This is a genomic window from Herminiimonas fonticola (assembly GCF_003293745.1).
GTDB classification, from domain to species: Bacteria; Pseudomonadota; Gammaproteobacteria; order Burkholderiales; family Burkholderiaceae_D; genus Oxalicibacterium; species Oxalicibacterium fonticola.
Window position 1 is genome coordinate 482,807 of record NZ_PTLZ01000002.1, and the last position, 26,756, is coordinate 509,562.

23 protein-coding genes are annotated in these 26,756 nt (G+C 50.8%); 20 read left to right on the forward strand and 3 right to left on the reverse strand.

Translation table 11 applies throughout. From position 1 onward, the window contains the following. Window positions 1-49 precede the first annotated feature (49 nt). From Hfont_RS09640 to Hfont_RS09655, 4 genes are all read left to right on the forward strand, one after another. Entirely contained in the window at window positions 50-793 is a 744-nt protein-coding gene (locus Hfont_RS09640) for an SIMPL domain-containing protein (protein WP_112992157.1), read from the forward strand. A gap of 306 nt (window positions 794-1,099) precedes the next feature. Then, a complete protein-coding gene (gene pssA, locus Hfont_RS09645) occupies window positions 1,100-1,981 on the forward strand; it encodes a CDP-diacylglycerol--serine O-phosphatidyltransferase (RefSeq protein WP_112992158.1) in 882 nt (293 codons plus the stop codon). A gap of 87 nt (window positions 1,982-2,068) precedes the next feature. Continuing rightward, window positions 2,069-3,616: a 2-isopropylmalate synthase gene (locus tag Hfont_RS09650; RefSeq protein WP_112992159.1), complete on the forward strand. Its 1,548-nt coding sequence runs from the start codon at window positions 2,069-2,071 to the stop codon at window positions 3,614-3,616. 192 nt (window positions 3,617-3,808) lie between these two features. Continuing rightward, the gene (locus tag Hfont_RS09655) at window positions 3,809-4,072 is read left to right on the forward strand and encodes a hypothetical protein (RefSeq protein ID WP_112992160.1); all 264 of its coding nucleotides are present in this window, start codon (window positions 3,809-3,811) and stop codon (window positions 4,070-4,072) included. An 88-nt stretch (window positions 4,073-4,160) separates the two neighbouring features. On the opposite strand, the gene Hfont_RS09660 is transcribed toward Hfont_RS09655, so the two are convergent. Beyond that, window positions 4,161-6,242: a putative bifunctional diguanylate cyclase/phosphodiesterase gene (locus Hfont_RS09660; protein WP_112992161.1), complete on the reverse strand. Its 2,082-nt coding sequence runs from the start codon at window positions 6,240-6,242 to the stop codon at window positions 4,161-4,163. Between the two features lie 609 nt (window positions 6,243-6,851). Here Hfont_RS09660 and Hfont_RS09665 point away from each other — a divergent pair. Both Hfont_RS09665 and Hfont_RS09670 read left to right on the forward strand, forming a co-directional pair. Next, window positions 6,852-7,304, forward strand: coding sequence for a ferritin-like domain-containing protein (locus tag Hfont_RS09665; RefSeq protein ID WP_112992162.1), 453 nt, complete (start codon window positions 6,852-6,854; stop codon window positions 7,302-7,304). Window positions 7,305-7,373: 69 nt separating this feature from the next. Continuing rightward, window positions 7,374-7,685 carry an ElaB/YgaM/YqjD family protein gene (locus tag Hfont_RS09670; RefSeq protein WP_112992163.1) on the forward strand — a complete coding sequence of 104 codons (312 nt, stop codon included), beginning with the start codon at window positions 7,374-7,376 and terminating at the stop codon, window positions 7,683-7,685. A 105-nt stretch (window positions 7,686-7,790) separates the two neighbouring features. Here the strand turns inward: Hfont_RS09670 and Hfont_RS09675 are convergent, their stop codons facing one another. Together Hfont_RS09675 and Hfont_RS09680 are read right to left on the reverse strand one after the other, a co-directional pair. Next, window positions 7,791-10,595 (reverse strand): EAL domain-containing protein, encoded by a 2,805-nt coding sequence (locus tag Hfont_RS09675; RefSeq protein WP_241523064.1) that lies wholly within the window; start codon window positions 10,593-10,595, stop codon window positions 7,791-7,793. A 208-nt stretch (window positions 10,596-10,803) separates the two neighbouring features. Continuing rightward, window positions 10,804-11,601 carry a PP2C family protein-serine/threonine phosphatase gene (locus Hfont_RS09680; RefSeq protein ID WP_112992164.1) on the reverse strand — a complete coding sequence of 266 codons (798 nt, stop codon included), beginning with the start codon at window positions 11,599-11,601 and terminating at the stop codon, window positions 10,804-10,806. Between the two features lie 296 nt (window positions 11,602-11,897). Between Hfont_RS09680 and Hfont_RS09685 the strand changes: the two genes are divergently transcribed. The 14 genes from Hfont_RS09685 (at window position 11,898) to Hfont_RS09750 (ending at window position 26,738) form a co-directional block, all read left to right on the forward strand. After that, window positions 11,898-12,098, forward strand: coding sequence for a YdcH family protein (locus Hfont_RS09685; RefSeq protein ID WP_112992165.1), 201 nt, complete (start codon window positions 11,898-11,900; stop codon window positions 12,096-12,098). A 151-nt stretch (window positions 12,099-12,249) separates the two neighbouring features. Then, window positions 12,250-14,274, forward strand: a complete 2,025-nt coding sequence (locus Hfont_RS09690) for a DNA repair helicase YoaA (RefSeq protein ID WP_112992166.1) — start codon at window positions 12,250-12,252, stop codon at window positions 14,272-14,274. Window positions 14,275-14,365: 91 nt separating this feature from the next. Then, window positions 14,366-15,115 (forward strand): 5'/3'-nucleotidase SurE, encoded by a 750-nt coding sequence (gene surE / locus Hfont_RS09695; protein ID WP_112992167.1) that lies wholly within the window; start codon window positions 14,366-14,368, stop codon window positions 15,113-15,115. Continuing rightward, entirely contained in the window at window positions 15,112-16,017 is a 906-nt protein-coding gene (locus Hfont_RS09700) for a protein-L-isoaspartate(D-aspartate) O-methyltransferase (RefSeq protein WP_112992168.1), read from the forward strand. The genes surE and Hfont_RS09700 overlap by 4 nt, the downstream gene beginning before the upstream one ends. A 45-nt stretch (window positions 16,018-16,062) precedes the next feature. Next, entirely contained in the window at window positions 16,063-16,944 is an 882-nt protein-coding gene (locus Hfont_RS09705) for a peptidoglycan DD-metalloendopeptidase family protein (protein ID WP_112992169.1), read from the forward strand. Then, complete coding sequence (gene rpoS / locus Hfont_RS09710) at window positions 16,944-17,993, forward strand: RNA polymerase sigma factor RpoS (RefSeq protein WP_112992170.1); 1,050 nt, start codon at window positions 16,944-16,946, stop codon at window positions 17,991-17,993. The genes Hfont_RS09705 and rpoS overlap by 1 nt, the downstream gene beginning before the upstream one ends. Window positions 17,994-18,114: 121 nt before the next feature. Continuing rightward, window positions 18,115-19,488: a 23S rRNA (uracil(1939)-C(5))-methyltransferase RlmD gene (gene rlmD, locus Hfont_RS09715; RefSeq protein WP_112992171.1), complete on the forward strand. Its 1,374-nt coding sequence runs from the start codon at window positions 18,115-18,117 to the stop codon at window positions 19,486-19,488. 364 nt (window positions 19,489-19,852) lie between these two features. Beyond that, a complete protein-coding gene (ndk, locus tag Hfont_RS09720) occupies window positions 19,853-20,278 on the forward strand; it encodes a nucleoside-diphosphate kinase (RefSeq protein WP_112992172.1) in 426 nt (141 codons plus the stop codon). 76 nt (window positions 20,279-20,354) lie between these two features. Then, window positions 20,355-21,512: a dual-specificity RNA methyltransferase RlmN gene (gene rlmN / locus Hfont_RS09725; RefSeq protein WP_112992173.1), complete on the forward strand. Its 1,158-nt coding sequence runs from the start codon at window positions 20,355-20,357 to the stop codon at window positions 21,510-21,512. A gap of 35 nt (window positions 21,513-21,547) precedes the next feature. Then, the gene (pilW, locus tag Hfont_RS09730; protein WP_241523065.1) at window positions 21,548-22,321 is read left to right on the forward strand and encodes a type IV pilus biogenesis/stability protein PilW; all 774 of its coding nucleotides are present in this window, start codon (window positions 21,548-21,550) and stop codon (window positions 22,319-22,321) included. Continuing rightward, window positions 22,314-23,378: a helix-turn-helix domain-containing protein gene (locus Hfont_RS09735; RefSeq protein ID WP_112992175.1), complete on the forward strand. Its 1,065-nt coding sequence runs from the start codon at window positions 22,314-22,316 to the stop codon at window positions 23,376-23,378. The genes pilW and Hfont_RS09735 overlap by 8 nt, the downstream gene beginning before the upstream one ends. A gap of 7 nt (window positions 23,379-23,385) precedes the next feature. Then, on the forward strand, window positions 23,386-24,669 hold the full coding sequence (gene ispG / locus Hfont_RS09740) for a flavodoxin-dependent (E)-4-hydroxy-3-methylbut-2-enyl-diphosphate synthase (RefSeq protein WP_112992176.1): 1,284 nt from the start codon (window positions 23,386-23,388) through the stop codon (window positions 24,667-24,669). Window positions 24,670-24,729: 60 nt separating this feature from the next. Continuing rightward, a complete protein-coding gene (hisS, locus tag Hfont_RS09745; RefSeq protein WP_112992177.1) occupies window positions 24,730-26,076 on the forward strand; it encodes a histidine--tRNA ligase in 1,347 nt (448 codons plus the stop codon). A 14-nt stretch (window positions 26,077-26,090) separates the two neighbouring features. Further along, on the forward strand, window positions 26,091-26,738 hold the full coding sequence (locus Hfont_RS09750) for a tetratricopeptide repeat protein (protein ID WP_112992178.1): 648 nt from the start codon (window positions 26,091-26,093) through the stop codon (window positions 26,736-26,738). Window positions 26,739-26,756 lie beyond the last annotated feature (18 nt).

Below are 26,756 nucleotides of genomic sequence, written 5' to 3' on the forward strand. Positions count from 1 at the left end.
AATTTTTAAATCATTTTTGGTGCTCTGCGCCTCTTTCTGGAGAATCACAATGTCACGAATAAAATCCGTTTTGATGGCTTTGAGCTGTTTTGCCGTGAGCGCTGTTGCGTTTGCACAAGCGCCGATTCAAACCAGCGGCACGCTGGTCATTGTTCCCGCATTTGGCGAAGTAAAAATGGCAAATGATGAAGCAACCTTGACCTTGATGATTGAGGAACAGGATAAGGACAAAGCCGCCGCAGCTTCGCGCGTGAATCAAAAAATGAAACAGGGTATGGAGATCGTGCGCAAGGAAGACCCTAAAGCTGTGCTCACCACGCGCGGTTATTACACCTATGCCGTTTATCCGGAAGAGCAGCCTCGTCCAGCGACGAATAAAGTGCGTCAACCTAGCGGCTGGCGCGTCGGCCAATATCTGGAAGTGAAAACCAGTAATCTGACTGGTTTGCCGAAAATGGTCGCCGCCGCGCAACGCGTATTGGCAGTGAACGGTTTGCAGTTTGCTCTGAGCGACGCAACTGCCAAAAAACTGGATGCGCAGCGCATAGATGCAACGTATAAAAATTTGAGCGAGAGGATTGCATCTATCGCGCGTGCGATGGGACGCAACCCAGCCGATGCAGTGCTGGATACTGTCGACTTTGAAGGTTCGGGAAACTATGCGCAAGAAGCCGCACCAAAAATGATGCGTGCGGCGATGGCGGCGGATACTGCATCGGTTGAAGAGCCAAGCTTCGAGCCGGGGGAAACGACCTTGACCATGCGGGTGGTTGGCAAGGTTAAATTCCGTTGAGTTAGGCCTTGTGTTGAGGTCAGACCGGCTTAATATGATGACTGTGCTCTGCAGCTTGATTGCGTTGCATTCATCCCGTTACATGAATTGAGTACCTTAACCGCGGCTTCTGGCCGCGGTTTTCTTTTGCTTATTGGGACTCTCAGTCCTGCCGCCCTATGCAGATATGGTGCGGCATTCAGCTTATTTTCCGCATTTTTATCGCTGTCGCCATCGCGATTCCCGGCCGCCGCTGGGATTGCCCGTCTGATACACTACGACTTCCTGATTTTCCATTCAATACCGGACCTAATACACGGGATACGCATGTCTAGTTTCAATCGTCGAAAAGCGAAAAATAGTACGTCAGCTTTTGCCAGAACACGTCCTCTCGGCAAGTTGGCACGCGGTACGCAAAACTCGCGTCATGATGACAACGATGAGTTGATTGTCTCGCCACCAAAGGGACGGCATCGCGGTATATATCTGCTGCCAAATGCATTTACTACGGCAGGCTTGTTTTGCGGTTTCTACGCCATTGTGATGGCGATGGGACAAAAATTCGACCACGCAGCGATTGCGATTTTCGCTGCGATGTTGCTTGATGCCATTGATGGTCGCGTTGCACGTTTGACGAATACGCAAAGTGAGTTCGGTGCGCAGTTCGATAGTCTGGCCGACATGGTTTCCTTCGGCGCGGCACCTGCCCTGGTGGTGTACATCTGGGCCCTGCAGGACTTGGGCAAGCTCGGCTGGTTGGCGGCATTTGTATATTGCGCCGGCGGGGCATTGCGTCTGGCGCGTTTCAATACCAATATTGGTGTCGTTGATAAGCGCTATTTTCAAGGCTTGCCTAGTCCTGCGGCGGCAGCTTTGGTCGCCGGCTTTATCTGGTTGATGCAGGATCTCGGCTATGCCGGCAACGAATTGAGCTGGGCGGCATGGGTCATTACGTTGTATGCGGGATTGACGATGGTCACGAACGTGCCGTTTTACAGTTTCAAGGACATTAACTATCGCAAGTCGGTGCCGTTCATCGCGATCTTCGTGATCGTGCTGGCATTTGTGGCGATCGCTGGCGATCCGCCGAAAGTATTGTTCGGCCTGTTCGTGCTGTATGGTTTATCCGGTTATGCAATTTATTTTTGGCGCCTCGCCAAAGGTAGGCCGGTAAGCATAGTTCAGACAGAAATCGATACGCACGATTAAGAATATACTGAGGCGCTTCGTGCGAAGAAGCACTAGTCAATTGAAGTAACGCAGTTTAAATATTGAGCCCAGGCTCAGGAGTACAACATGGCAGTCGATTCAAACAAACTGATTATTTTCGATACGACCTTGCGTGATGGCGAGCAGTCACCCGGCGCATCGATGACGAAAGACGAGAAGATCCGTATCGCCAGACAGCTTGAGCGTTTGAAGGTCGATATTATCGAAGCCGGTTTTGCGGCAGCGTCGCAAGGTGATTTTGAATCGATACACGCGATCTCCGGCATCATCAAGAATGCGACGGTGTGCTCCTTGTCGCGCGCCAATGATAAAGACATCGCGCGAGCTGCAGAAGCGTTGGCCCCGGCGGAAAGAAAACGTATTCACACTTTTCTCGCGACGTCGCCCTTGCACATGGAAAAGAAGCTGCGCATGACGCCGGATCAGGTGTTCGAGCAAGCCAAGATGGCGGTGCGTTACGCGCGTAAATTTACCGACGATATTGAATTCAGCCCGGAAGATGGTAGCCGCTCGGATATCGATTTCCTGTGCCGCGTGATTGAAGCTGTCATCAAGGAAGGTGCGACCACGATTAACTTTGCCGATACCGTCGGTTACGCCGTGCCCGGCTTGTACGGCAATATGCTGAAGACCTTGCGTGAGCGTATTCCCAATTCCGACAAGGCGGTATGGTCTGTGCATTGCCACAACGATCTCGGCATGGCGGTTGCCAATTCGCTGGCCGGCGTCATGATAGGCGGCGCACGTCAGGTTGAATGCACGATCAACGGTCTCGGTGAACGTGCCGGTAATACCGCGCTGGAAGAAATCGTGATGGCCGTGCGTACACGCAAGGACCACTTCAAGTTGGAGATAGGCGTCGATACGACACAGATCGTGCCGACTTCCAAACTGGTGTCGCAAATCACCGGTTTTGCCGTACAGCCGAATAAATCAGTGGTTGGTGCCAATGCATTTGCGCATGCGTCCGGCATTCATCAGGACGGCGTGTTGAAAGCACGTGATACCTATGAAATCATGCGTGCCGAAGACGTGGGCTGGGCCGCCAATAAAATCGTGCTGGGTAAGCTGTCGGGCCGCAATGCCTTCAAACAGCGTCTTGAAGAATTGGGTATCAAGCTGGAATCGGCTGCCGATACCGATGCTGCGTTTATCCGCTTCAAGGAGTTGGCTGATCGCAAATCGGATATCTTCGATGAAGATATCATGGCTTTGGTATCGGACGAACAGCACTCGCATGAGCATGAATACTACAATTTTATTTCTCTGACACAGCAGTCGTCCAGCACGACCAAGCCTGTTGCCAGCGTCGTATTCTCGATAGATGGCAAGGAAGAAACCTGCAAAGGTGAGGGCAATGGCCCAGTCGATGCGATCGTCAATGCAATCGAATCGAAAGTGGCAAGTGGTGCAGAATTGCTGCTGTTCTCAGTCAATGCGATTACTACCGGCACGCAATCGCAAGGCGAGGTGACAATGCGTTTGTCGAAAGCCGGCCGCATCGTTAATGGCGTGGGCGCAGACTTGGATATCGTCATTGCTTCGGCAAAGGCTTACATTTCCGCGCTGAATAAATTGCATTCAAAAATAGAAAAATTGAGTCCGCAGTTGTAAATTATCTAGCACTTTTTTAAAAGGCCTTGCCGCGATGCAAGGCCTTTTTATTTGTGCTTGCCGTTTTATAGACCTCTTTGGAAATCACTATCTTACGTGCGAAAACGTACAGATTAATTCAAAAAAAAAGATAAGGATCAGAAATCTGTTGGTGATGGAAAGGCCGGTACACACGGCAGAAGGGGAGGCAGTATGGATGCAAGCAAGTCGCACTTCATGGGCCTGATTTTGGCGAGCATTGTTATTGTTTTTTTTACAGTCGTGGCCACTATCGTCATCGTGACATGGTCACCGATACTGCATGAGGCGCTTGCCGACGATATGGGTCGCGATGCCAATAATATCGCTAAACAGATGAACGACTTTGCGCCGTACATTGCTTTGCATAAAACTGAATCCTGGCATTACACGGCAGCGCTGAATGATTTAATGGCGATTGCGGATTGCCCAAAGTGAGGGTGCGGATGTCACGATGAATGGTGATTGAGTCACCGCCGAATGACCGTCTGGCGACGTACTGCTAGCTGCCAGAAAATTGGCCTGTTCAAGATACTACAGCGCGGATTGTATTCATAAACTGATCCGGCGCCACTGGCCTGCCCATCAGATAACCTTGCAAGGTATCGCAGCCCAGCATCGTCAAATATTCTTGCTGTTCTTCAGTCTCGACGCCTTCGGCCACGATGCGCAGATTCAGCGTACGTCCCAAAGCTACGATTGCTGCAACGATGGATGAATTACCGCTACCTTGTGCAAGGTCGTGTATGAAGCCCCTGTCGATTTTCAGTTCGCTTGCCGGGAGGCGCTTCAGGTAAAGCAGGCTGGAATAACCCGTACCAAAATCGTCGATAGCAATATCGATCCCCATGTTCGCGAGCTTGTCGAGTATAGTCAGACTTGCTTCGACGTCATGCATGGCGGTTGATTCGGTTACTTCCAGCATCAGCCCGGACGCGGGTAATCCGTTCCTCGCCAATGTCGTTTGTACGCGCTCGATCAGATGGTCGTTGCTGAACTGAACCGCTGATAAATTCACAGCTACCTTCCAGTGCTTGTTTCCTTCGTCATGCCATATGCGCATCTGACGGCAGGCTTCATCCAATACCCATTCGCCTATCGGCACAATCAAGCCGGTCTTTTCTGCCAACGCAATAAAATCGTCAGGCGCAATCATGCCGCGTGTCGGATGTTGCCAGCGCAATAGCGCTTCCGCACCGATAACCACGCCATCCTGCGTGTTGAATTTTGGCTGGTAGTGCAGACAGAATTCCTTGCGCTCAAGCGCCAGTCGAAGATCCTGTATCACCTGCAACTGCTTATGTGCATTGGTGTTCATCGACGCTTCAAAGAAGTGGTAGCCGTTACGTCCGGTACTTTTGGTGTGATACATCGCCGCATCGGCATTGACCAGCAAGTCATGCGGGATTAAACCGTCACCCGGATAAATGGCGATGCCAACACTGGCGGATACGCCCAGCATCTGGTGGCCGATATGAAATGGTTGATTGATGATGTTGCATAGTTTGTCTGCCACCGAGGCAGCATCTTCAGGTTCTGCAACTTCGATTAGTAAAACGAATTCATCGCCGCCCAGACGTGCTGCCGTATCCTGCGCTCTGATGCTGCCCTGAATGCGCCGAGCTACTTCAACCAGTAGCATGTCGCCGATATGGTGGCCGAGAGAGTCGTTGATTGCCTTGAAGCCGTCGAGATCCATAAACATCAGTGCAAAACGGGTGTGCGTACGCTCAGCCTTGTGCAGAATTTGATTCAAACGATCTTCCAGCAAGGTCCGGTTCGGCAGTTTGGTCAGATTGTCTTGCAGCGCCTGTTGCGTTAATTCCTGATTAGCGACCGCCAGCGATTTGGCCAGCAAACTGGTTTGCGATTCGAGTCGCGCATCCAGCACCGAGGTGAGCAATGCAATTGCCAGCACCGACAGAGTCACGATGATCACGACCAATGCCAGCCAGCCGGGAAGGATGCCTTCACTTGCTGCAGCACAAATACTGCCGACAGGGAAGTTTGCCGCAGCCATGCCGGTGTAGTGCATGCCGATGATAGCCACGCCCATCACAACTGCAGCCATCGCACGCGCACGTTTCATGTGCGGTCGATTTTTCCGCAAGGTGAAGGTTATCCATAGCGCAGCGCCCGAGGCCGCGATGGCGATCAGTACGGAAAGCGAGAACAGCAGCGGATCGTATTCAATCCCTGGTGTCATGCGCAAAGCGGCCATGCCGGTGTAATGCATGGCGGCGATGGCAATGCCCATCAGCAAGGCACTTGTACAGAGCTGCATGTTGCTCAAGGTGGCTTGGCTGATACGCCACAAGGCAAAACCTGAAGCCACTACCGCGATCACAAGCGAGGTGATCGTCAGGGTTAAATCGTAACCGAGAGCAATCGGCAGGCGAAACGACAGCATGCCGATGAAATGCATGGACCAGATACCGACGCCCATCGCGAACGCGCCGCCGGCCAGCCATAAGGCGGCCCCCTTGTGTTGCGTCGCGTTGATGCGCTCCGCCATATCAAGTGCGGTATAGGACGCCAGGATCGCAACCAGCAGGGAGATAAGAACCAACAGCGTATCGTAATGTGCTGCGTAGTATGCCGTTAACATAATAAAAACTTCATTCACTCAATATTAAACAAACAGGACGATACGAAAATTGCCGTTTTCATGGCAAGGATGCGCTATCACGGTGTCGCCAGACGAACAGGGACTACGCAGAAAAACTAATGACCAGAACTCTTCAGGAGGCAGGAGTTGGTAGGGCGACAGTTCATGTCGTCAAACAATGTTTGAATAATTAATGACACGATGACAATGGCGCATAAGGGATGTTTTTCACGACGCTGTATGAGCCTTAATATTGTACCTTGCCGGCCGGAAATTCGACGCTCAAGACACAATAGTTTGCATATGTTTAGATGGTGAAAATTCAATTGATTTCTCTGTGGAAATAATAATAAAAATATATGCATTACGCGCCTATGTGCGTTGTCGAACAGAGGTGCATTTATGTTTCCTTCATATTGGAATTAACGTTGGCGCATCACTGGTCGACGATCTTCCTGATAGAGATTGGGTGAAAATATTCAGCATTTCACGCTCGAAAAATACTGAATGGCGCTAGCCGTATCTCAGCATCGGGTGCGCATTTTTCCGCTCTATCAAACCTACTTGAATCTGCGTTAAAGAAGACGCGGCGTTTTGAAAGGAAATGTGATGGATAAGGACGTAATTTCTACCCTCAATGACCTGATTGAAACCTGTAAAGATGGTGAAGAGGGTTTTAAAAGTTGTGCCGAGGATGTCGGCAATTCGCAACTCAAAAAAACACTGTTGACCTATGCAGCTAGTTGCTCAGCTTCTGCGCGCGAGTTGTCTGCTCTGGTGACAGCACATGGCGGTAATCCAGAAACAAAAAGCAGCTTGAGCGGGACTTTGCATCGCCGTTGGATAGATATCAAATCCTTAGTAATGGGCAAGGATGATGAAGCCGTGTTGAATGAATGCGAACGGGGTGAAGATGTCGCGAAAAAAAGCTATCGTCGTGCGCTGGAAAAGGATCTTCCGCTGGATGTGAAGGCGGTGATCGAACGTCAGTATCAAGGCGTATTGCAAAACCATGATGCCATCAAGATCCTGCGCGATCGCGCACATGCAGCTGCATTGTAAAAGTGAGGATGCGGATATTCGACGTGTTCCCCTGTTTCATTCAATTTTTGAAATTCAAGGAGAGTCAACATGGAAGAAGAAAAACGGAATACAGTTAGCGATGATCTGAAAACCTTGTCGCGTGACGCAAAAAAGATGGCGCTGGACGCGCATGACGAAGTAATGGAGAAAAACGGTGAGCTGAGCGCGAAGTGTATGGAATTGTTTAATTCTGCTATCGCGACTGCGAAGGAAGTGCCGGCCGTTGCTGCTGCGAAAACCAAAGAAGTCGCCGCATCGACTGATGACTATGTTCATCAGAATCCATGGAAGGCAGTGACGCTGTCTGCAGGTGTTGGTTTATTGTTGGGTGTTATCTTCTCTAAAAGAACGGTACGCTAAGTCTGATTTTAGTCAAACATGGTTAGCATCAAAAAAACCTGCGGCACAATTTGTGTTGCAGGTTTTTTTTCGTTCACATGATTGCGGAAACATGGCTGAACAAGTTTATTCAGCATCCGCCTTGGGATAAAACGCACGCTTGGCATTGATGATGCTGCCTTGGGCATATCCGATGCCTATGCTTTTCAGCTTTGTCAGGGTGATGTCGTCTTCGACGTTTTGTGCGATGGTGTCAATTCCCATCACTCCGCTGATGTTTTGTATCGCTTCAATCTTGGCGCAATCGACTGGATCGCTCGCCATGCCTTTGACGTAGCTGCCGTCAATTTTCAGGAAGTCCACATTCAAATGTTTTAGGTAGGCAAACGACGACATACCGCTGCCAAAGTCATCGAGTGCAACCCGGCAGCCCAAGGGCTTGAGCTTGCCGATGAAATTCAATGCACGTGTCAAGTTGGTAATGGCGGTGGTTTCGGCAATCGCAAAACAGATAGCTTCGAACGGCAAAGCGTAGTGAGCGAATTGTTCCATGATGAAGTCGAGGAAGCCGTCATCATCCAGTGAACTGCCGGAAATTTTGACGAACATCAAATGCTGATTCTCGTTCGGCGATTTCTTGATTGCTGCAGCATGTTGAGCAAAGACGGTACGTATGACCCAGCGATCGATGGTAGGCATGAAGTGATAGCGCTCAGCCGCAGGCAGGAAGGCCGAGGTCGGAATCAGCTTTCCGGATTCGTCGGCCATCATCAGGCTCAACTCATCGAAGGAAAAATTTTTCTTGTCCGTTTGAATGCTGACGATACGCTGCGAGAATAGATGGAAGCGGTCGTTCTCGAAAGCTTTTTGGATGCGTTCATTCCATTTGATTTCGCCTTCTCGCGCAGCTAGTTGGTGATCCTCAGGGCGATAGATGTGCACGCGGTTACGACCGGAATCTTTTGCGACATAACACGCAGTGTCGGCGGCGCTTAGCAGATCAGGCAGGGACAGGGCGTTGGTATTGAAGTTGACCAAACCGATACTGACACCAATCGGGAAGATCTTGTCTTGCCAGACAAATTGAAAATCGCAAATTGTTTGCCGCAATTTTTCCGCGATACGACTAGCCGATTCGGGCGAGCAATTCTCGAGGAAGGCTCCGAACTCGTCGCCACCCAGTCGCGCCAGCGTATCGCTGTCACGCACCAGCGGTTGCAGCAATGCCGTGATTTGACGCAGCAGTTCGTCGCCTGCACTGTGACCACAGGTGTCATTGACGATCTTGAATTGATCCAGGTCCATGTACAGCAAGGCATGCTGCTTGGATTGGCGCGCGAGTGTATCGATTGCCAGTTCCAGTCGACGCTCGAATTCACGGCGATTGAACAAGCCGGTCAGCGGATCGTGCGCCGCCTGATGCGACAACTGAATGGCCAGCTTGCGCGAATCGCTGACATCGTGGAATACCAGCACAACGCCAATAATCCGGCCTTCGCGATTACGTATAGGTGCAGCGGAATCTTCCACCGCATATTCGATGCCGTCGCGACTGAGCAGCACCGTATCCTTGATCAGTTCGACATTGCTTTGTTGTGCCAGTACCAGCTCAACCGGATTGGGAACGGATTCTCGGGTAAAGCCATTGAGTATCTTGAACACTTGTGTCGACGGCAAACCTTGTGCTTCGATACTCTTCCAGCCAGTCAGTTTTTCAGCGACGCGGTTCATGTACTCGATATTGCCGCGACTGTCGGTGGTAATGACGGCGTCGGCAATCGATTCGAGGGTAACTTGCGCACGTTCTTTTTCGGCGAATAGAATTGCCTGCGACAGTTCGCGGTCTGATTCATGTTCTTGCAACGACGTCACCATGCCGTCAAAGGCGCGCGCCAGTTGGCTGATTTCTTCCTTGCCGTACTTGATACCGGTACGCGCGTCCAGATCGCCGGCCGCGATTTTGTTTGCTGTTTTTACCAACACCTTGACGCGTCGCAAAATGATGACGTCGCCGACAAACCAGGCAGCCAGCAAAGCCAGCAAGGCAATGATCGCCAGCGTGGTCAATTCCATCATTTGCAAATGGTTGGCTGGTGCGACGATGTCCTTGATCGGGATGCCGATGCTGACTTTGAAGTTGGAAATATTATTGGTGCCGACCGGTGCAAACGCATGCAGGCGCGTGATGCCATCTGTATCCGTGAGTTCTGAGGTGCCGAAGCCGACCTTGATCATGACGTCGAACAAGGATTGTGAAGCACGCGTGCCTATCCATTTTTCAGGATTTGGTCGTCTGGCAATGATGGTGCCGTTGCTGTCTGCGGTGATAAGTACGGCACCGGCAGGTAATGCGATGTCGCTGACAAAGCGATCGAGGTAATTCAAATCCAGTGCTGCAAAAATCACCGCTTGCACGGCACCGTTATTATCGAAGACTGGATAGGTCAGGTTGATCGCATGTTTGCGCAAGGCGTTACCAAATACATAGTCGCCGGCGATGAAGGTCTGCTCTTGTATCGCGCGTTTGAAATGTGGGCGGTCTGCAACATTGAGTTTGCCATTTAACGGCATTGCGCTGCAGTCAACGTCACCATTCAGTTGAATCAGGCCGAAGTTGACGTAACCTTCATTTTTTTTCAGGACTCTGGCGAGAAACTCGCTGCAGGTTTTTGTATCGCCGCGCAGTTCTGGTAGTGTCGAAAGTACACTCAATAATTGTTTGGTACCTTCGATGGAACGCGCTTCACTGGTCGCAGCTAATTGAGTTAGCTGCTGCAGGTTGTCTTCCGCCATGTGCACAGCTTGTTGTCGTTCTTTCCACGCGCCGTACACGGTCAGAATGACGGGAGGCACAATGGCGAGTAACACCAATACAAGCAAGCGCACACGCAAGCTATCGAAATTGAAATATGAGCTAAGCGGTTTGTTCAATGCGTGGACTTTTAAAATGACCGTCGATCCCGCGCTGTACAGTACAGCGCGCAGCTTCGACTGTAATAATGATTAATTCTTATCGCGCATGTATGCGACTTTACAGTCGTTCCCTGAGTGAACTCAGACTAGGGCGGAGGGAAAAGAGTTTCCGAAATACAGCAGAAGGACAAAAATAGTTAGTGCCGCGCACTGTAATTTGCGTCCGTCAGACTGCCCGGCGCATTTTCTGGGCTGTGTAATCTTTGACTTCTTTAGGCATTTTGACCAGTTTGATGATGGCTAAAGTGCAATTATCTGCCTTGCCATTGACTGCACGTTCCCGTGCTTTGGCAATCAGCATTTCGCTGGCTTTGCGCGGCGAGTTCATCGCGATGGCAGCGCCTAACTCTGCTTCGTTGAAATATCGCCACAGTCCATCACTGCAGAGCAGGAAAGAGTCGCCGATTTTCAAGCCGTCGCGCCGGTTGGTCGCGAGCGTGAAATCACTACTGCTGCCCAGTACGTTCACCAACAGATTCACTAATAGTGGATCGTTGGCTTTGGTCTCGTCGAGCTTGTTTTCAGCTTTTAATTGTTCGAAATATGTGTGGTCGGTTGTCCGCTTAACGCAATTCGGACCTTCAAAGTAGTACAGACGTGAATCGCCTACGTGTGCCCAGATGGCACTGTTTTGCGGTGTGATGATCAGAAGAACAACGGTGCTATGCGGTTTTTTGGCGGAAGACATGGCTGACAACTTGATAACGGTGTCTGCTTCTTTCGCAATGCTGAGCAAAATATCTTCCACCGTGTCTGTCAGCGGCGAAAAACGTTCAAAAATTTGTTGAGCCGTATTGATTACTTGCTCTGCTGCCAGCGCACCCTGATTACCCATGCCATCAGCGACGACGGCCAGCATGTAGCCGGGGGCCTTGGGCGCAGCAAACAATGCGCATCTATCTTGTTGATCTTCGCGATCGCCAATATGTTGGCCGGTTCCTGCTTCTATCTTGTATTGGCTCATACGTCTGGGTGGATTAAACTATGCAGGTAAATTTGTTGCGTTTGATTATTGCATGCGTATTTGGCAGGCAAGTCAAAGGCAGCCCGTTTAAATTGTAAGAATTTTTTACAATTGGTTTTATTTGTCTTTATGACATAAAAACTAGCGACTCTATGCATGCAGCACCTTTTACATGCAGAATCAGTCGCTTTTTGTAGGCAATTTGCTACGACGACTTCGGTAAATGGATGTCGGTTTGTAGTGACACGAGGATGCATCCTTATTGAAGTGCAACATCGCCAGAATGACCTATGACTATGAGTTCTCCGCAAGCTATTCACCAACGTATTGTTGAACTTGAAGTCGAACATCGCGACCTGGATGAAGTGATTGAAACGCTGATCCGTGACGGCCGGCATGAAGAGTTACAATTGCGTCGTTTGAAAAAGCGTAAATTGCAATTGAAGGACAACATCACCTTGCTCAAAATGCAGCTGATTCCCGACATTCCCGCTTAGTAAACACCTTGTATTACCTGAGCGAAGATACAAGCATTGCAATGCGCACCACGCAGTTGTCGCGTGCATTCTTGTTTAATTAGTTTCTGTGCAGGCTTGTATCTTCAGGCGCACAAACCTTGCCTTTTAACGCATTGCCCAAGACCTTATTTTGATCGCTGAATCTGCCGCATTGCCCGCTGGAGCCTCCGCCCCACAAGTCGCCACTCACGATGCCGAGCTCGATCAGCTGTTTGGCGTGGATAGTCCGCTCGGGCATGCGGTTGGCGGTTTTCGTCCGCGCAAATCCCAAACCGAGATGGCCAAGGCAATTGCCAATGCGATCGCCAATCAAAATACCTTGATCGCCGAAGCCGGTACTGGCACCGGTAAAACCTTCGCGTATCTGGTGCCGTCCTTGCTGTGGGGCGGCAAGGTGATTATTTCCACCGGCACCAAGAACTTGCAGGATCAACTTTTTCTGCGTGATATTCCTACCGTCCGCAAAGCGCTGGGCGCACCGGTTTCCATCGCCTTGCTCAAAGGGCGCGCCAACTACGTTTGTCATTTCCATCTCGAACGCACATTACAGAATGGCCGGCTGACTTCACGTGACGATGTCGGCTACCTGCGTGAAATTTCGCGCTTCATGAAAACCACCGGTTCAGGTGACAAGGCTGAGTTGTCCAAGGTGCCGGAAACTGCTTTGGTGTGGAACCTCGTCACCTCGACGCGCGATACCTGCATGGGCGCAGAGTGCCAGTATTACCAGGATTGCTTTGTGATGAAGGCGCGCAAGGAAGCGCAGCAGGCTGACGTTGTGGTCGTCAATCATCATTTGTTCTTTGCCGACGTGGCGTTGAAAGATACCGGCGTCGCCGAATTGCTGCCGTCGGCGAACACGATTATTTTCGATGAGGCGCATCAGTTGCCAGAGACCGCAACGCTGTTTTTCGGCGATACGATTTCTACATCCCACGTCTTGGAGTTGTGTCGCGATGTGTTGGCAGAAGGTTTGTCGCATGCGCGCGATGGTGCGGATTGGGCTGGCGTCGTGAGCAAGGTCGAGCGTGCCGCACGCGATCTGCGCCTGACTTTTCCTCAGGATATCGTGCGTCTCGCAGTGAATCAGATTGCGCCGTCCAGCGCGTTTTTTCCTGCGCTGGAAACATTGAAGGATGAACTGGACGGCATGATCTCCGTCCTGCAAAAACAGGCCGAACGCGCCGAGACGATAGAACAATGCCGTGTGCGCGGAGTGGAAATAGCCACACGCCTCGATGCATGGAACAAGCCCAGGGGCGATGTAATCATCGGCCAGGAAAGCGTGTTGTGGGTAGAAGCATTTTCGTCGTCGCTGCAGCTGCATCAGACGCCGCTTTCGATTGCACCGATTTTCAACAAGCAGCGTGAAGGCGTGCCGCGTACATGGATATTTACTTCCGCCACGCTGGCAGTTAAAAATGACTTCAATCATTACACCGCGCAAATGGGCTTGTGGGACGAGCCGGCGCAATCATGGCCGAGTCCTTTTGATTACGACAGCCAGGGTTTGTTGTACGTCCCTACCGGTTTGCCGCAGCCGAATTCACTTGAATATACCGATGCCGTGATCGATGCGGCATTGCCGGTAATTGAAGCCGCTGGTGGCGGTGCATTCTTATTGTGCACAACGATACGCGCAGTCAATCGTGCTGCGGAGCGCTTGCGTGAAGAATTCGAACGTCGAAAATTGCCTTTCCCATTGATGGTGCAGGGCGAGGCTGGACGCACAGAGTTGCTGGATAGGTTCCGCGCGGCTGGCAATGCGGTATTGATCGGCAGTCAGAGTTTTTGGGAAGGCGTCGATGTGCGCGGCGATGCATTGTCATTGGTGATTATCGACAAGTTACCTTTTTCGCCACCGGATGATCCGGTTCTGGCTGCGCGTATCGAAGCGCTGGAACGCAAGGGCATGAACGGCTTCATGCATCACCAGTTGCCGGCAGCTATCATCAATTTGAAGCAGGGCGCTGGTCGCCTGATCCGTGATGAAACTGATCGTGGCGTGCTGATGATTTGCGATCCACGTTTGATTGCCAAACCGTATGGCAAACGAATCTGGCAAAGCCTGCCGCCTTTCAAACGAACCCGCGAACTCGATGCAGTACGCACGTTTTTTGCATCGACCCTAGAGTCGATTAACGACGCAGAGTAATTGCAAGGCGAGCGGCAACCATCTGTCCGGCAGTCGTGTAAAACGCGAAAGCTAGTTCAGAAAGCAGCATGGCTTCAGGTAAAATTCGCACATGAAAATTCTTATCAGTAATGACGATGGCTATCTTGCGCCCGGGCTGATCGCTTTGGCCGAGGCGCTGGCACCGATTGCCGATATCGTCGTCGTTGCGCCGGACAGCAATCGCTCCGGCAGCTCCAATTCCCTGACACTGGACAGGCCGCTTTCCGTCTACCAGGCGGCTAACGGTTTTTACTTCATCAACGGTACGCCATCCGATTGCGTCCACATTGCGCTGACCGGCATCATGGGTTTTCGCCCCGATCTGATTGTTTCTGGTATTAATCAGGGGCAAAACATGGGCGACGACACCTTGTATTCCGGCACGGTTGCGGCAGCGACGGAAGGGCATCTGTTTGGCATTCCGGCGATCGCTTTTTCGCAACTGGACAAGGGATGGGCGGAAATCAATTCGGCGGCACGCGTTGCGCGCGATATCGTTGAACGTTGCGCGGAAGGGCGTTTTGATCATCTGGCTGAAAATTTCCTGTTGAACGTCAATATTCCGAATTTGCCATATGAACAACTGAAACCTGCGATTGCCACTCGTCTCGGCAAGCGCCATCAGTCAGAAGCCGTAATCAAAACGCAAGATCCAAGTGGTCGCGATATTTATTGGATAGGTGCTTGTGGTGGACAAAAGGATGCAGGCGAAGGCACCGATTTTCACGCAACCGCGTTGGGTCATGTATCTATTACGCCTTTGCAAATAGATTTGACACACAATGCGCAACTTGCCACGTTGAAGAAGGTTTTGGCATGACGGACAAAACCAAGCGCTTCCCGCTGTCGCTCTCATCAATTGCCGAGAAAGCTCCTCGCAATGGCACACGCAGTGAGCCGCATCGCAGCACAAGCAGTAAAACTGCCACGCCACAGACCGCCACGCTGAATGCTTCGCGCCATGCAGTCGGGTCTCCGGCACGAATTGCTTCAATTCCTGCCGCATCACAAGGCCAGACAGCGTCTTCGCATAAAGCCGTGACTCATGCTCCTGCTGCCGGTAATCGCTCCACACCGCTGGTTTCGGATGCGATACGTAAAGCAATGACTGCGCGCGTGGCCAAACAGGGCGTAAAGGACAGCAAGGTATTGGCTGCAATGGAGGCGGTGCCGCGTCATTTATTCATGGAGCCGGCTTTGGCGAGCCAAGCTTATATCGACGCGTCCTTGCCTATTGGTTATCACCAAACCATTTCGCAACCTTATATTGTGGCAAGAATGATTGAGGTCATGCGGAACAATAATGCGGGTGGCGTACTCAATCGTGTGCTGGAAATCGGTACAGGTTGCGGTTATCAGGCAGCTGTCTTGTCGCTGGTGGCGAAAGAGGTCTATTCCATCGAGCGTATCAAGGGTTTGCACGAATTGGCCAAAACCAACCTGCGACCCATGCGCGTGGCAAACATCCGCTTGCATTACGGAGATGGTATGCTTGGCCTGCCACAGGCAGCCCCGTTTGACGGCATTATTTTGGCCGCCGCCGGGATGGAAGTGCCACAGGCCTTGCTGGAACAAATGACGATAGGTGGTCGCCTGGTTGCCCCGGTTGGGGACAGGCATCAAGTTCTGCAATTAATAGAACGCGTCAGCAAATTTGAATGGAAAAGTTCGACGCTGGAGGATTGTCATTTTGTGCCACTCCGTCCAGGTACCGTAACTTGAACTCCGCGAACATACATCGCTAAAAAATAATTGAACGTAAAGAGAATGAAAAAAATTCGAATCACATTGTTGGCATTGCTGGTTGGCTCATTAGCCGCTTGTGGTACGCCGCACCGCGCTGCTCCGGTTACAGAGCGTACGATAGGTGGCACGACGTCAGCTGCAAAAGCTGCAGCAGAAGACCGCAGTTTCTATACAGTAAAGAAGGGCGATACCTTGTACCGTATCGCACTGGATTTCGGCCAAAGCTACAGCGAATTGGTGACATGGAACAAACTGGCAAATCCAAACGATATCAAGGTTGATCAGGTGTTGCGTGTAGCACCGCCTGAATCTTCGTCATCCCGCAGCGGTGCGCAAATTGGCTCGATTGCGACTTCGTCAGGTACCGAAGCAAGGACTTTGTCGACGCCTCCTACAATGACAGGCGGAAATAAAACTGCTCCGCGTGGTGAGAAGCGTCCGTATTCCGATAATAATATGGCCGAGATGCAAAAAAATGAAGGCGCAGCAGGCGCTACACCGGTCAAGCCGGCTGAAACTGCCGCAGCTTCAGACGACGAAACAGTTTCCTGGATGTGGCCGGCCGACGGCAAGGTCGTCGCGAATTTCGATGACAATAAAAAGGGTATCGATATCGCAGGTAAATCCGGCCAGCAAGTGTTGGCAGCCGGTTCCGGCAAAGTCATGTACGCCGGTAGCGGGATTCGCGGCTACGGCAATCTGGTCATCGTCAAACATACAAGCACTTTGTTGTCTGCCTATGCGCACAACAAGGCGATTCATGTGAAAGAAGGTCAGAACGTTACCAAGGGGCAAAAAATTGCCGACATGGGTGATTCGGATGCAGATGCAGTCAAATTGCATTTTGAAATTCGCCAGCAAGGCAAGCCTGTCGATCCATCCAAATTCTTACCCAGCCGCTAATGACACGTAACCGGAACGCACAGGCAGACGACGAGGAAAACGCGGAACCCGCGTCCCCCGGGCTACCTTTTCATTCCGTTGATGAGGAAGAGAAAGGCGACGACGTTGATGATGATGTCGAATCTGCCGATTCAGATGAGCACAACGAACATGCGGCGGCATCGGTTGAAGTCGCCGGTATCGATGAGCTGAAAAAGGTTCTGTCGACTGAGTTATCTACCGATGCGACCCAGCATTACCTGAATCAGATTGGTGCGCGTCCCTTGTTGACGGTGCCGGAAGAAGTCCACTTCGCCACTCTGGCCAAACAGGGCAATTTTGAAGCCCGGCAGAAAATGATCGAACACAATCTGCGGCTGGTTGTGTCGATAGCCAAGCATTACATCAATCGCGGTGTCGTTCTGCTGGACTTGATCGAAGAGGGCAATCTGGGTTTGATGCGTGCCATCGATAAATTCGAACCGGAACGGGGTTTTCGTTTTTCGACCTATGCAACCTGGTGGATACGTCAGAGCATAGAGCGCGCGATCATGAATCAGGCCCGTACCGTGCGTTTGCCGGTACATGTGGTGCGTGAATTGAATCAAACGCTGCGTGCCAAATTTCATCTGGAAGCACAGCATCACGATGGCAAGGATGCAACTGCAGAAGATATCGCGCATCTGGTCGACCGTAGTGTGGAAGATGTGCAGGATATTCTGGCGCTGTCGGAACATGCCAGTTCGCTGGATGCGCCGCTCGATGGTGACCCGCAAGCCAGTTTGATGGATCTGTTGCAAGGAGATCATGCCAATGACCCCGATACGCTGGCCGAACATAATGAGATGACGGTGCTGGTGCGCGATTGGCTGGACATGCTGCCGGATAAGCAACGTCTGGTGATCACACGCCGTTTTGGCCTCGATAACGATGACCCTGCGACTCTGGAAGAGTTGGCGACAGAAATGCATATCACGCGTGAGCGGGTTCGCCAAATTCAGCAAGAAGCCTTGATTAAATTAAAGCGCTCTCTGACCAAGACTGGTGTCGATAAAGATTCCCTGTTGTAGCAAGTGGGATAGCATTAAATCTATCGCGCATATGAAGCAGTTTGCTATCATCCGTTTCTTTTGACGCCTCCCTTTAATGCAAGTCTGGTATTGCCTGGCTTGCTCATCTGATTCAATCCCTATGCAGCAAACCATTATTGATATCGAGTCCCTCGACACGGAAGCACGCGGTGTCGGCCATCTGAAAAATGAAGATGGCACGCCAGGAAAAGTAGTCTTCGTCGAAGGTGCCTTGCCAAAAGAGCGCGTGGTCTATTCTTCCTATCGCAAGAAGGCGAATTGGGAAGCCGCAAAGATGATGTCCGTGATCAAGGAGTCATCGCTGCGCACCAAACCACAATGCAGTTATTTCGGCATCTGCGGCGGTTGTTCGATGCAGCATCTTGAAGCTGGCGCGCAAGTGGCTCTGAAGCAGCGTATTCTGGAAGACAATCTGAAGCATATAGGCAAGGTAAAGCCGGAAACCATGCTGCGCCCGATACACGGCCCGACTTGGGGTTATCGCTATCGCGCCCGTATTTCAGTACGAAATGTGCCGAAAAAAGGCGGCGTGCTGGTGGGTTTTCATGAGCGTAAATCGTCCTTCATTACCGATATGAAGACCTGCGAAATCCTGCCTGCGAATGTTTCTGCAATGCTGGTGCCTTTGCGTGAATTGATTGCATCGCTATCCGTCATTGATCATTTGCCGCAAATCGAATTGGCAATTGGTCAGGGCGCGGAAGAAAAAATCACCGCCATGGTGTTGCGCATCATGACCGAACTTTCGCCGGAAGATGAAGTGAAATTGAAGGCGTTTGCCGATCACCACAAAGTGCAATGGTGGTTGCAACCAGCTGGTCCGGATAGTGCTTATCAGTTCTATCCGGTAGAAGCGAATTTACATTACGCCTTGCCGGAATTCGGCGTAACGATGCCATTCAAACCGACTGATTTCACGCAGGTGAATCATCAGATCAATCGGGTGCTGGTGGCGCGCGCATTGCGTTTGCTGGATGTACAAGCGACCGATCGTGTCGCCGATCTTTTCTGCGGCTTGGGAAATTTCACTTTGCCGATTGCAACGCAAGCGCGTGAAGTGGTTGGAGTGGAAGGCAGCACAACCCTGACCGAGCGCGCACTGGAAAATGCACAGGCAAATCAACTAGCCGAAAAAACCTCGTTTTATTCACGCAATCTATTCGAAGCGAAAACCGAGGATTTTATCGAAATGGGTAAATTCGATCGCATGCTGATCGATCCGCCACGCGATGGTGCATTGGCCGTATGTGAAGCGCTGGCGGGGCTGAATGCAGTACGGCCGGATTTGATGCCTAGTCGCATTGTCTATGTGTCATGTAATCCTTCCACCCTGGCGCGCGACGCAGCAGTATTGGTCAATGACGGTCCTTATGTGTTGAAAAATGCTGGTGTAGTCAATATGTTTCCGCATACCTCGCACGTCGAATCGATGGCGGTTTTTGAATTGAATCAGACAGAAACACCAGTTGGGTAGTCCAGATCGCATGTTTAAAAAAGCCGACTTTGATGTCGGCTTTTTTGTCTGTATTGCAAGAATTTTCGGCTGATTTCGGAGGGTATGTATTGACTAGATAGCATCGAATTTAAGCAAACATGACTTATTCTGAGGATGGGGCAAAGTCTGTAATCAGCCTGCCTTCTTCGATTTGATGCTGTCGGTTAAACGAATTCGGGTGAAAAAATGCCGCGTACTTGATGCATGATCTTACGACTGGTATTGCTTAGGCATAAAACCATGTGTTCCTGCTCATAAAGAAGGGGTTTCATGCTAGAATCCAAGGTTAATTGAGTTCTCAATTTTTCGTCTTAACCCTTTCTTTTTATTGGAGTTTTTTCAGATGGCAATCGAACGCACACTGTCGATTATTAAACCGGACGCAGTCGCTAAAAACGTAATCGGTCAGATTTATTCCCGTTTCGAAGGCGCTGGCTTGAAAATCATCGCTGCTCGCATGACACAATTGTCGCGCGCAGAAGCTGAAGGTTTCTACGCTGTTCACAGCGCACGTCCTTTCTTCAAGGACCTGGTTGACTTCATGATTTCCGGTCCTGTGATCATTCAAGTGCTCGAAGGCGAAAACGCCATCATCAAGCATCGTGATCTGATGGGTGCAACCGATCCTAAGAAGGCTGACAAAGGCACGATCCGTGCTGACTTCGCTGACTCGATCGATGCAAATGCAGTGCACGGTTCCGATGCAGAAGAAACAGCGAAAGTTGAAATCGCTTACTACTTCCCAGCGTTGAACGTGTATTCACGTTAATTCGCGTTTTATGTGTAATGCCGCTATTCGTTGATATGTTTTCATCGGCGATCAAGCGGCGACAAGAAGTGTTTTTATGACGACTCTCACCAATCTGCTGGACCTGGATCCTGCGCAGCTCATCGCTTATTGCGGTGAGTTGGGTGAGAAGCCGTTCCGCGCCAAGCAATTGCAGCGCTGGATACATCAATTCGGCGCCAGTGATTTTGACGCGATGACGGATTTGGCCAAGTCGCTACGTGACAAGCTGAAGACGCGCGCGATGATTGCTGCGCCAGCTGTGATTTCCGATCACACCTCTTCCGACGGTACGCGCAAGTGGCTGATTGATGTGGGGCAGGGCAATGCAGTCGAGACTGTTTTTATTCCCGAAGAAAACCGCGGCACCTTGTGTATTTCGACACAAGCGGGTTGCGCGGTAAATTGCCGGTTTTGCTCAACCGGAAAACAAGGTTTTAATCGCAATCTGTCAGTTGGCGAAATTATTGGTCAGCTGTGGATGGCAGAATTTGAATTGCGTCGGACCAAGGGCATAGAGCCAGGTCCAAAAGGCGAACGCCAGATCACCAACGTCGTGATGATGGGTATGGGCGAACCTTTGCTGAATTACGAGCCTACGGTCACGGCACTCAAGTTGATGCTAGACGATAACGCGTATGGTTTGTCGCGTCGTCGCGTGACCTTGTCAACCAGCGGCGTGGTGCCGATGATAGACAAACTGTCACAGGATTGTGCAGTGGCATTGGCAGTTTCGCTGCACGCCTCGAACGATGCCTTGCGCGATGGCTTGGTGCCATTGAATAAAAAGTATCCGTTGAAAGAGTTGATGGCGGCATGCAAGCGCTATCTGGAATTCGCTCCACGTGATTTCGTGACTTTTGAATATTGCATGCTGGATGGTGTCAACGACACTGATCAGCATGCGCGCGAGTTGCTGGCGCTTGTGCAGAATGTGCCCTGCAAATTCAATTTGATTCCATTTAATCCATTCCCTGAATCCGGTTTGACGCGCTCGAATAATTCTCGCATCAAGGCATTCGCCCAAGTGCTGATGGATGGTGGCATTGTCACGACAGTGCGCAAGACACGCGGTGATGACATCGATGCGGCTTGTGGTCAATTGGCAGGTGAAGTGCAGGATCGTACACGTGTGCAAGATCGTATGAAAAAAATGGCCGAATATCAGGAAAAATTCGGTAAGAATTTTGGACGTATTGTGGAGATTTCATCTTGAAAATAGCGCGTCCTGTTGTCTCGCTCGGAATCACTTTGTTTTCGATAATTTTGTTGGCAGGGTGTGTAACCAGCACCACCAGTTCGACCAAACAAGATGGCGACGCGATGGCTGTGCCCGGTGCCGATAAATCAGATAATCAGAGACGTGCTCGAATTCGTTTGCGACTGGCTAGTGAGTATTACCAGCAAGGTCAGATGAATGTTGCGCTGGATGAAGTCAAACTTGCATTGCAGACGGACTCCGAATTTTCCGATGCATACAGCATGGCCGGATTGATTTACATGGATCTGGGCGAAACACGATTGGCAGAAGAAAATTTAACGCACGCCATGCGTTTGGCGCCAAACGATCCAGACCTGAGCAATAATTATGGCTGGTTCCTTTGCCAGAATGGGCGCGCTCCGCAGTCGATTGCCTATTTCGAAGCAGCCATTCGCAACAAGGCTTACCAGTCGCCTGCCAAGGCATTGAATAATGCAGGTACTTGCAGTTTGATTTTGAAAGATCCGGCCGCAGCAGAACGTTATTTTAATCAAGCCTTTCGCTACGATCCTAGTAGCCCGACAACGAACACTAATTTATCGCGTATCAATTACGAGCGTGGCGATTTTGAACTCGCCCGTTTTTACATTACACGTGTCACCAAGGCGGATGTGTTGACTGCAGAAGTGCTGTGGCTTGCAGTCAAAATTGAACGCAAGATGGGTGATCGTGCAGCAGAAGCCAGTTTTGTGACGCAGTTGCGTCGCCGTTATCCAAACTCAAATGAATTTGCGGCTTATCAGCGTGGAGCCTTTAATGAATGATGAAGCACGAGTAAACGAGCAGCCGGAAAACGTTGCTTCTACCAACTCTAATCCTGAGCCGGTTGTTAATACAGCAGAGCCGATAGTGCCGGCTGGAGTGCAACTTGCTGTTTTGCGTGAAGCGCGCGGCTGGACGACTCTGCAGATTGCCAGTCAGCTTAACCTTGCGAACAGACAGATTCAGGCATTGGAAGCGGATAATTACGCAGCTTTGCCGGGCATGGTCATAGTGCGCGGTTTTATTCGCGCTTATGCGAAAGTATTGCAAGCCGATCCCGCACCTATTCTGGCAGCGATTGTCGATGACACTTCTGCACCGGCTGTCTTGCTGCCGGAGCGTAATACACTTTCGGCATCGTTTTCTGAAGCTAAGTTATCGCCTTCCGGCCCTCGCGGACTCTCATTCAAAGTAATGATTGCTGCTGCTGTGTTGGCTGTAATTGGTGCTGCTGTATTTGCTGGTCAGCATCTGGGTTTGATTCCGATTTCGTCACAAACTTCCAAGGCGGAAGAAAAGCTTGTTCCGATTGAGACCGGAGAAATCGTCGAGGTGCCTCCTGTGCAAGCTGAGGTAATTGAAACAACGGTTGCTCCAAGCACGAATGAGTCGAGTGTGGCTTCGGTGGCAGCGAAGCCATCGACGATGACGCCGGTTGTATCTGTCACTGAATCAAAAGTTGTAGCGCCCGAACCCAAACCTGCAGCAGTTACACCTGCGCCAGTTGTTGCACCGAAACCGGCCGTCGCTGCAGCAGCCGTTCAATCTGCAACTGTAGCGACGAGTACAACCCCTGTTGCTGCTACCGTTCCAGTGAATAGCAAAGACGCATTGGCGATCAAGGTGCGTGAAGATTCATGGGTGGAAATCAAGCGTGCCGATAATAGTGTTTTGCTTTCCCGTTTGTTGAAAGCCGGCACCTCCGAGGTTGTTGCGGTGACAGAACCTGTATCCATGGTGATCGGGAATGCTGCCGGCGTTGATGTGACTTTGCGTGGCAAATCTGTTGATGTTGTTACAGGTAATACCAGTAACGTTGCCCGTTTGAATTTGAAATAATTTAAGTATGTCTTCATCTGATCCGATTGCTACAGGTTCTTTGGCGCGGCGTAAAAGTCGTATAGCGGTTGTCAGTTACGGCGGCCGCGAAGTGCGTATAGGTGGCGATGCGCCTGTTGTCGTGCAATCGATGACTAATACCGATACGGCAGATGTCATCGGCACTGCAATTCAGATCAAGGAATTGGCGCGAGCGGGTTCGGAAATGGTGCGCATCACGGTGAATACGCCGGAAGCTGCAGCTGCCGTGCCGGCAATCTGCGAGCAACTCGACAAGATGGATATCGTCGTGCCGCTGGTGGGCGATTTTCATTACAACGGTCACAAGCTGTTGAACGATTATCCGGATTGCGCAAAAGCGCTGGCGAAATATCGTATCAATCCCGGCAATGTAGGCAAGGGTAATAAGCGCGATACGCAGTTTGCGCAGATGATAGAAACGGCCTGCCGCTTCGACAAGCCGGTACGTATCGGCGTCAATTGGGGCAGCCTGGATCAAGAACTGCTGGCGCGCATCATGGATGAAAACGCGGCAAGAACGAACCCTTGGACTGCGCAGGCGGTGATGTATGAGGCGTTAGTCACTTCAGCAATTGAAAACGCGTTGCGGGCCGAAGAAGTCGGTCTGGCTGGTGATCGCATCATCCTGTCGTGCAAGGTATCGGGTGTTCAGGATTTGATCGCGGTTTATCGCGAACTGGCGCGTCGTTGCGATTATCCATTGCACCTCGGTTTGACCGAAGCGGGCATGGGTAGCAAAGGTATCGTTGCTTCAACGGCTGCATTGTCGGTGTTGCTGCAAGAAGGCATAGGCGACACGATCCGTATTTCGCTGACGCCGGAACCTGGTGGCGATCGAACTCGTGAAGTCATTGTTGGTCAGGAAATTCTGCAAACCATGGGACTGCGTAAATTTACGCCTATGGTGATTGCATGCCCGGGTTGTGGTCGTACGACGTCGACGGTATTTCAGGAATTGGCCGATGGCATTCAGACTTATCTGCGCGATCAGATGCCGGTTTGGAAAAAACAGTATCCAGGTGTCGAAGCGATGAACGTTGCAGTGATGGGATGCATCGTCAACGGCCCGGGTGAATCAAAGCACGCGAACATCGGTATCAGTTTGCCGGGTACCGGCGAATCGCCGGCCGCACCGGTATTCGTCGATGGTGAAAAAACCGTTACTCTGCGTGGCGATAATATCGCCGCAGAATTTCATGCAATCGTGCTGGATTACGTCAAGACTCGCTACGGTAAAGAAAACACAACTGCTAGTGGCCTTGCTGAATAAGCGATGTTGGTCACGAAGCCGGCAGCATCAAACAAGTTAAAGATAAGTTTTTAAAAATAAATGTCAGATACCAAGAAAATAGAAAAAATTGTCGGCGTAAAGGGAATGAACGATATTCTCCCTGGCGATGCTCCGATGTGGGAATTGTTTGAAAATACTGTGCATACGGTTTTGAAAAGCTACGGCTTTCAGCAAATTCGTACGCCTATCGTTGAGCCGACTGCCTTGTTTGCGCGCGGGCTGGGTGCAGTCACCGATATCGTCGAAAAGGAAATGTATTCTTTTACCGATTCGATGAATGGCGATGAGTTGACCTTGCGTCCGGAATGCACGGCAAGCGTCGTGCGCGCCGCGCTCGAACACAATTTGACTTACGACGGTCCAAAGCGTCTGTGGTATTCAGGCCCGATGTTCCGTCACGAAAGACCGCAACGTGGCCGCTATCGTCAGTTTCATCAGATCGGTGCAGAAGCAATCGGTTTTTCCGGCCCGGATATCGATGCAGAACTAATCATGATGTGTCAGCGTTTGTGGGATGACCTTGGTTTGCAGGATGTACGTCTGGAATTGAATTCGATCGGCAATGCGGAAGAGCGTAACAAGCATAGAGCTGATCTGATTGCCTACTTTGAACAGCACGCGGAATTGCTGGATGCCGAAGCGCAAAAGCGTTTGCACAGCAACCCATTGCGCATTCTCGATACAAAAAATCCGACCATGCAGGATATGGTCAATGCGGCACCTAAGCTGCTCGATTATCTGGGTGAAGATTCGCGTGCGCATTTTGAAGGTGTGCAAAAAATCCTGAATCACAATGCGATTCCGTTCACGATCAATCCGCGTTTGGTGCGCGGTATGGATTATTACAATCGCACCGTGTTTGAATGGGTCACCGATCAGCTCGGCTCGCAAGGTACGGTTTGCGGCGGCGGTCGTTACGATCCCTTGGTGGAAATGTTTGGTGGCAAACCGACACCGGCTTGCGGTTTTGCGATGGGCGTTGAACGCCTGCTCGAACTAATGAAAGCCAGCGGCGAAAAATTTGCACCGAATCAATGCGACGTTTATATCGTGCATCAAGGCGAAGCCGCGCAGTTGCAAGCCTCCGTTGTCGCAGAACGTTTGCGCGATGCAGGTCTGGATGTCTTGTTGCATTGCGCATCGTCTGCCGGTATTGGCAGTTTTAAATCGCAGATGAAGCGCGCAGACAATAGCGGTGCAGCTTACGCCGTGATTATCGGCGAAGATGAAATCGCACAAGGTATGGCAGTCGTTAAAGAAATGCGCGATTCAGAGGGCAAGCAATCGAATGTTGTGTTCGAAGGTATTGCCGATTATCTGGTCGACCAAATTGTTGGCGATGATCATGACCACGATCACGCCGATCACGTTCACTATCACCACTAATATCAAAAATCATCATGGCATACGATCACGCAGAAGAAGAACAACTAGCCAGCCTTAAAGCCTGGTGGAATCAATACGGCAATCTGGTTACCTGGTTGTTGATTATCGTGCTGGCTGCGTACGCAGCCTGGGCAGGTTGGGGCTTGTATCAACGCAATCAGTCGGCACAGGCAGGGCAGCTTTATGAAGAGTTGCAAAAAGCTGTAACGGCACAAGACAAGGAAAAAATCCAGCGCGTAGCTACCGACATGGAAGAGAAATTTTCCCGTACTGCTTATGCGCAAATGAGTGGCTTGGCAGCGGCTAAATCGGCTTTCGATGCTAATGACTTTAAAACCGCAAAAGCGCAGTTGCAGTGGGTCGCCGACAAAGGTAGTGATGAATACAAGGCCATCGCAAAAATTCGTCTGGCTGGTATTTTGCTCGATGAAAAAGCATACGATGAAGGTTTGAAAACTTTGGCGGGTGATTTTCCTGCAGAGTTTGCCGGTGTGGTGAGCGATCGCAAAGGCGATATCTTCGTTGCACAGAACAAGCTGGATGAAGCGCGTACCGCGTATCAGGCTGCCCTCGAAAAAATCGATGCGCAAAATCCGGGACGTCAGTTGATCCAGATAAAACTGGATGCAATTGGTGGCGCTTCCGTGAAAAAAGCTGCATAAACTAGCTGCATACACCAG

Coding starts and splice junctions, on each gene's coding strand:
- Hfont_RS09640 (WP_112992157.1), top strand. CDS start 50: ATGTCACGAATAAAATCCGTTTTGATGGCTTTGAGCTGTTTTGCCGTG.
- pssA (WP_112992158.1), top strand. CDS start 1,100: ATGTCTAGTTTCAATCGTCGAAAAGCGAAAAATAGTACGTCAGCTTTT.
- Hfont_RS09650 (WP_112992159.1), top strand. CDS start 2,069: ATGGCAGTCGATTCAAACAAACTGATTATTTTCGATACGACCTTGCGT.
- Hfont_RS09655 (WP_112992160.1), top strand. CDS start 3,809: ATGGATGCAAGCAAGTCGCACTTCATGGGCCTGATTTTGGCGAGCATT.
- Hfont_RS09660 (WP_112992161.1), bottom strand. CDS start 6,242: ATGTTAACGGCATACTACGCAGCACATTACGATACGCTGTTGGTTCTT.
- Hfont_RS09665 (WP_112992162.1), top strand. CDS start 6,852: ATGGATAAGGACGTAATTTCTACCCTCAATGACCTGATTGAAACCTGT.
- Hfont_RS09670 (WP_112992163.1), top strand. CDS start 7,374: ATGGAAGAAGAAAAACGGAATACAGTTAGCGATGATCTGAAAACCTTG.
- Hfont_RS09680 (WP_112992164.1), bottom strand. CDS start 11,601: ATGAGCCAATACAAGATAGAAGCAGGAACCGGCCAACATATTGGCGAT.
- Hfont_RS09685 (WP_112992165.1), top strand. CDS start 11,898: ATGAGTTCTCCGCAAGCTATTCACCAACGTATTGTTGAACTTGAAGTC.
- surE (WP_112992167.1), top strand. CDS start 14,366: ATGAAAATTCTTATCAGTAATGACGATGGCTATCTTGCGCCCGGGCTG.
- Hfont_RS09700 (WP_112992168.1), top strand. CDS start 15,112: ATGACGGACAAAACCAAGCGCTTCCCGCTGTCGCTCTCATCAATTGCC.
- Hfont_RS09705 (WP_112992169.1), top strand. CDS start 16,063: ATGAAAAAAATTCGAATCACATTGTTGGCATTGCTGGTTGGCTCATTA.
- rpoS (WP_112992170.1), top strand. CDS start 16,944: ATGACACGTAACCGGAACGCACAGGCAGACGACGAGGAAAACGCGGAA.
- rlmD (WP_112992171.1), top strand. CDS start 18,115: ATGCAGCAAACCATTATTGATATCGAGTCCCTCGACACGGAAGCACGC.
- ndk (WP_112992172.1), top strand. CDS start 19,853: ATGGCAATCGAACGCACACTGTCGATTATTAAACCGGACGCAGTCGCT.
- rlmN (WP_112992173.1), top strand. CDS start 20,355: ATGACGACTCTCACCAATCTGCTGGACCTGGATCCTGCGCAGCTCATC.
- Hfont_RS09735 (WP_112992175.1), top strand. CDS start 22,314: ATGAATGATGAAGCACGAGTAAACGAGCAGCCGGAAAACGTTGCTTCT.
- ispG (WP_112992176.1), top strand. CDS start 23,386: ATGTCTTCATCTGATCCGATTGCTACAGGTTCTTTGGCGCGGCGTAAA.
- hisS (WP_112992177.1), top strand. CDS start 24,730: ATGTCAGATACCAAGAAAATAGAAAAAATTGTCGGCGTAAAGGGAATG.
- Hfont_RS09750 (WP_112992178.1), top strand. CDS start 26,091: ATGGCATACGATCACGCAGAAGAAGAACAACTAGCCAGCCTTAAAGCC.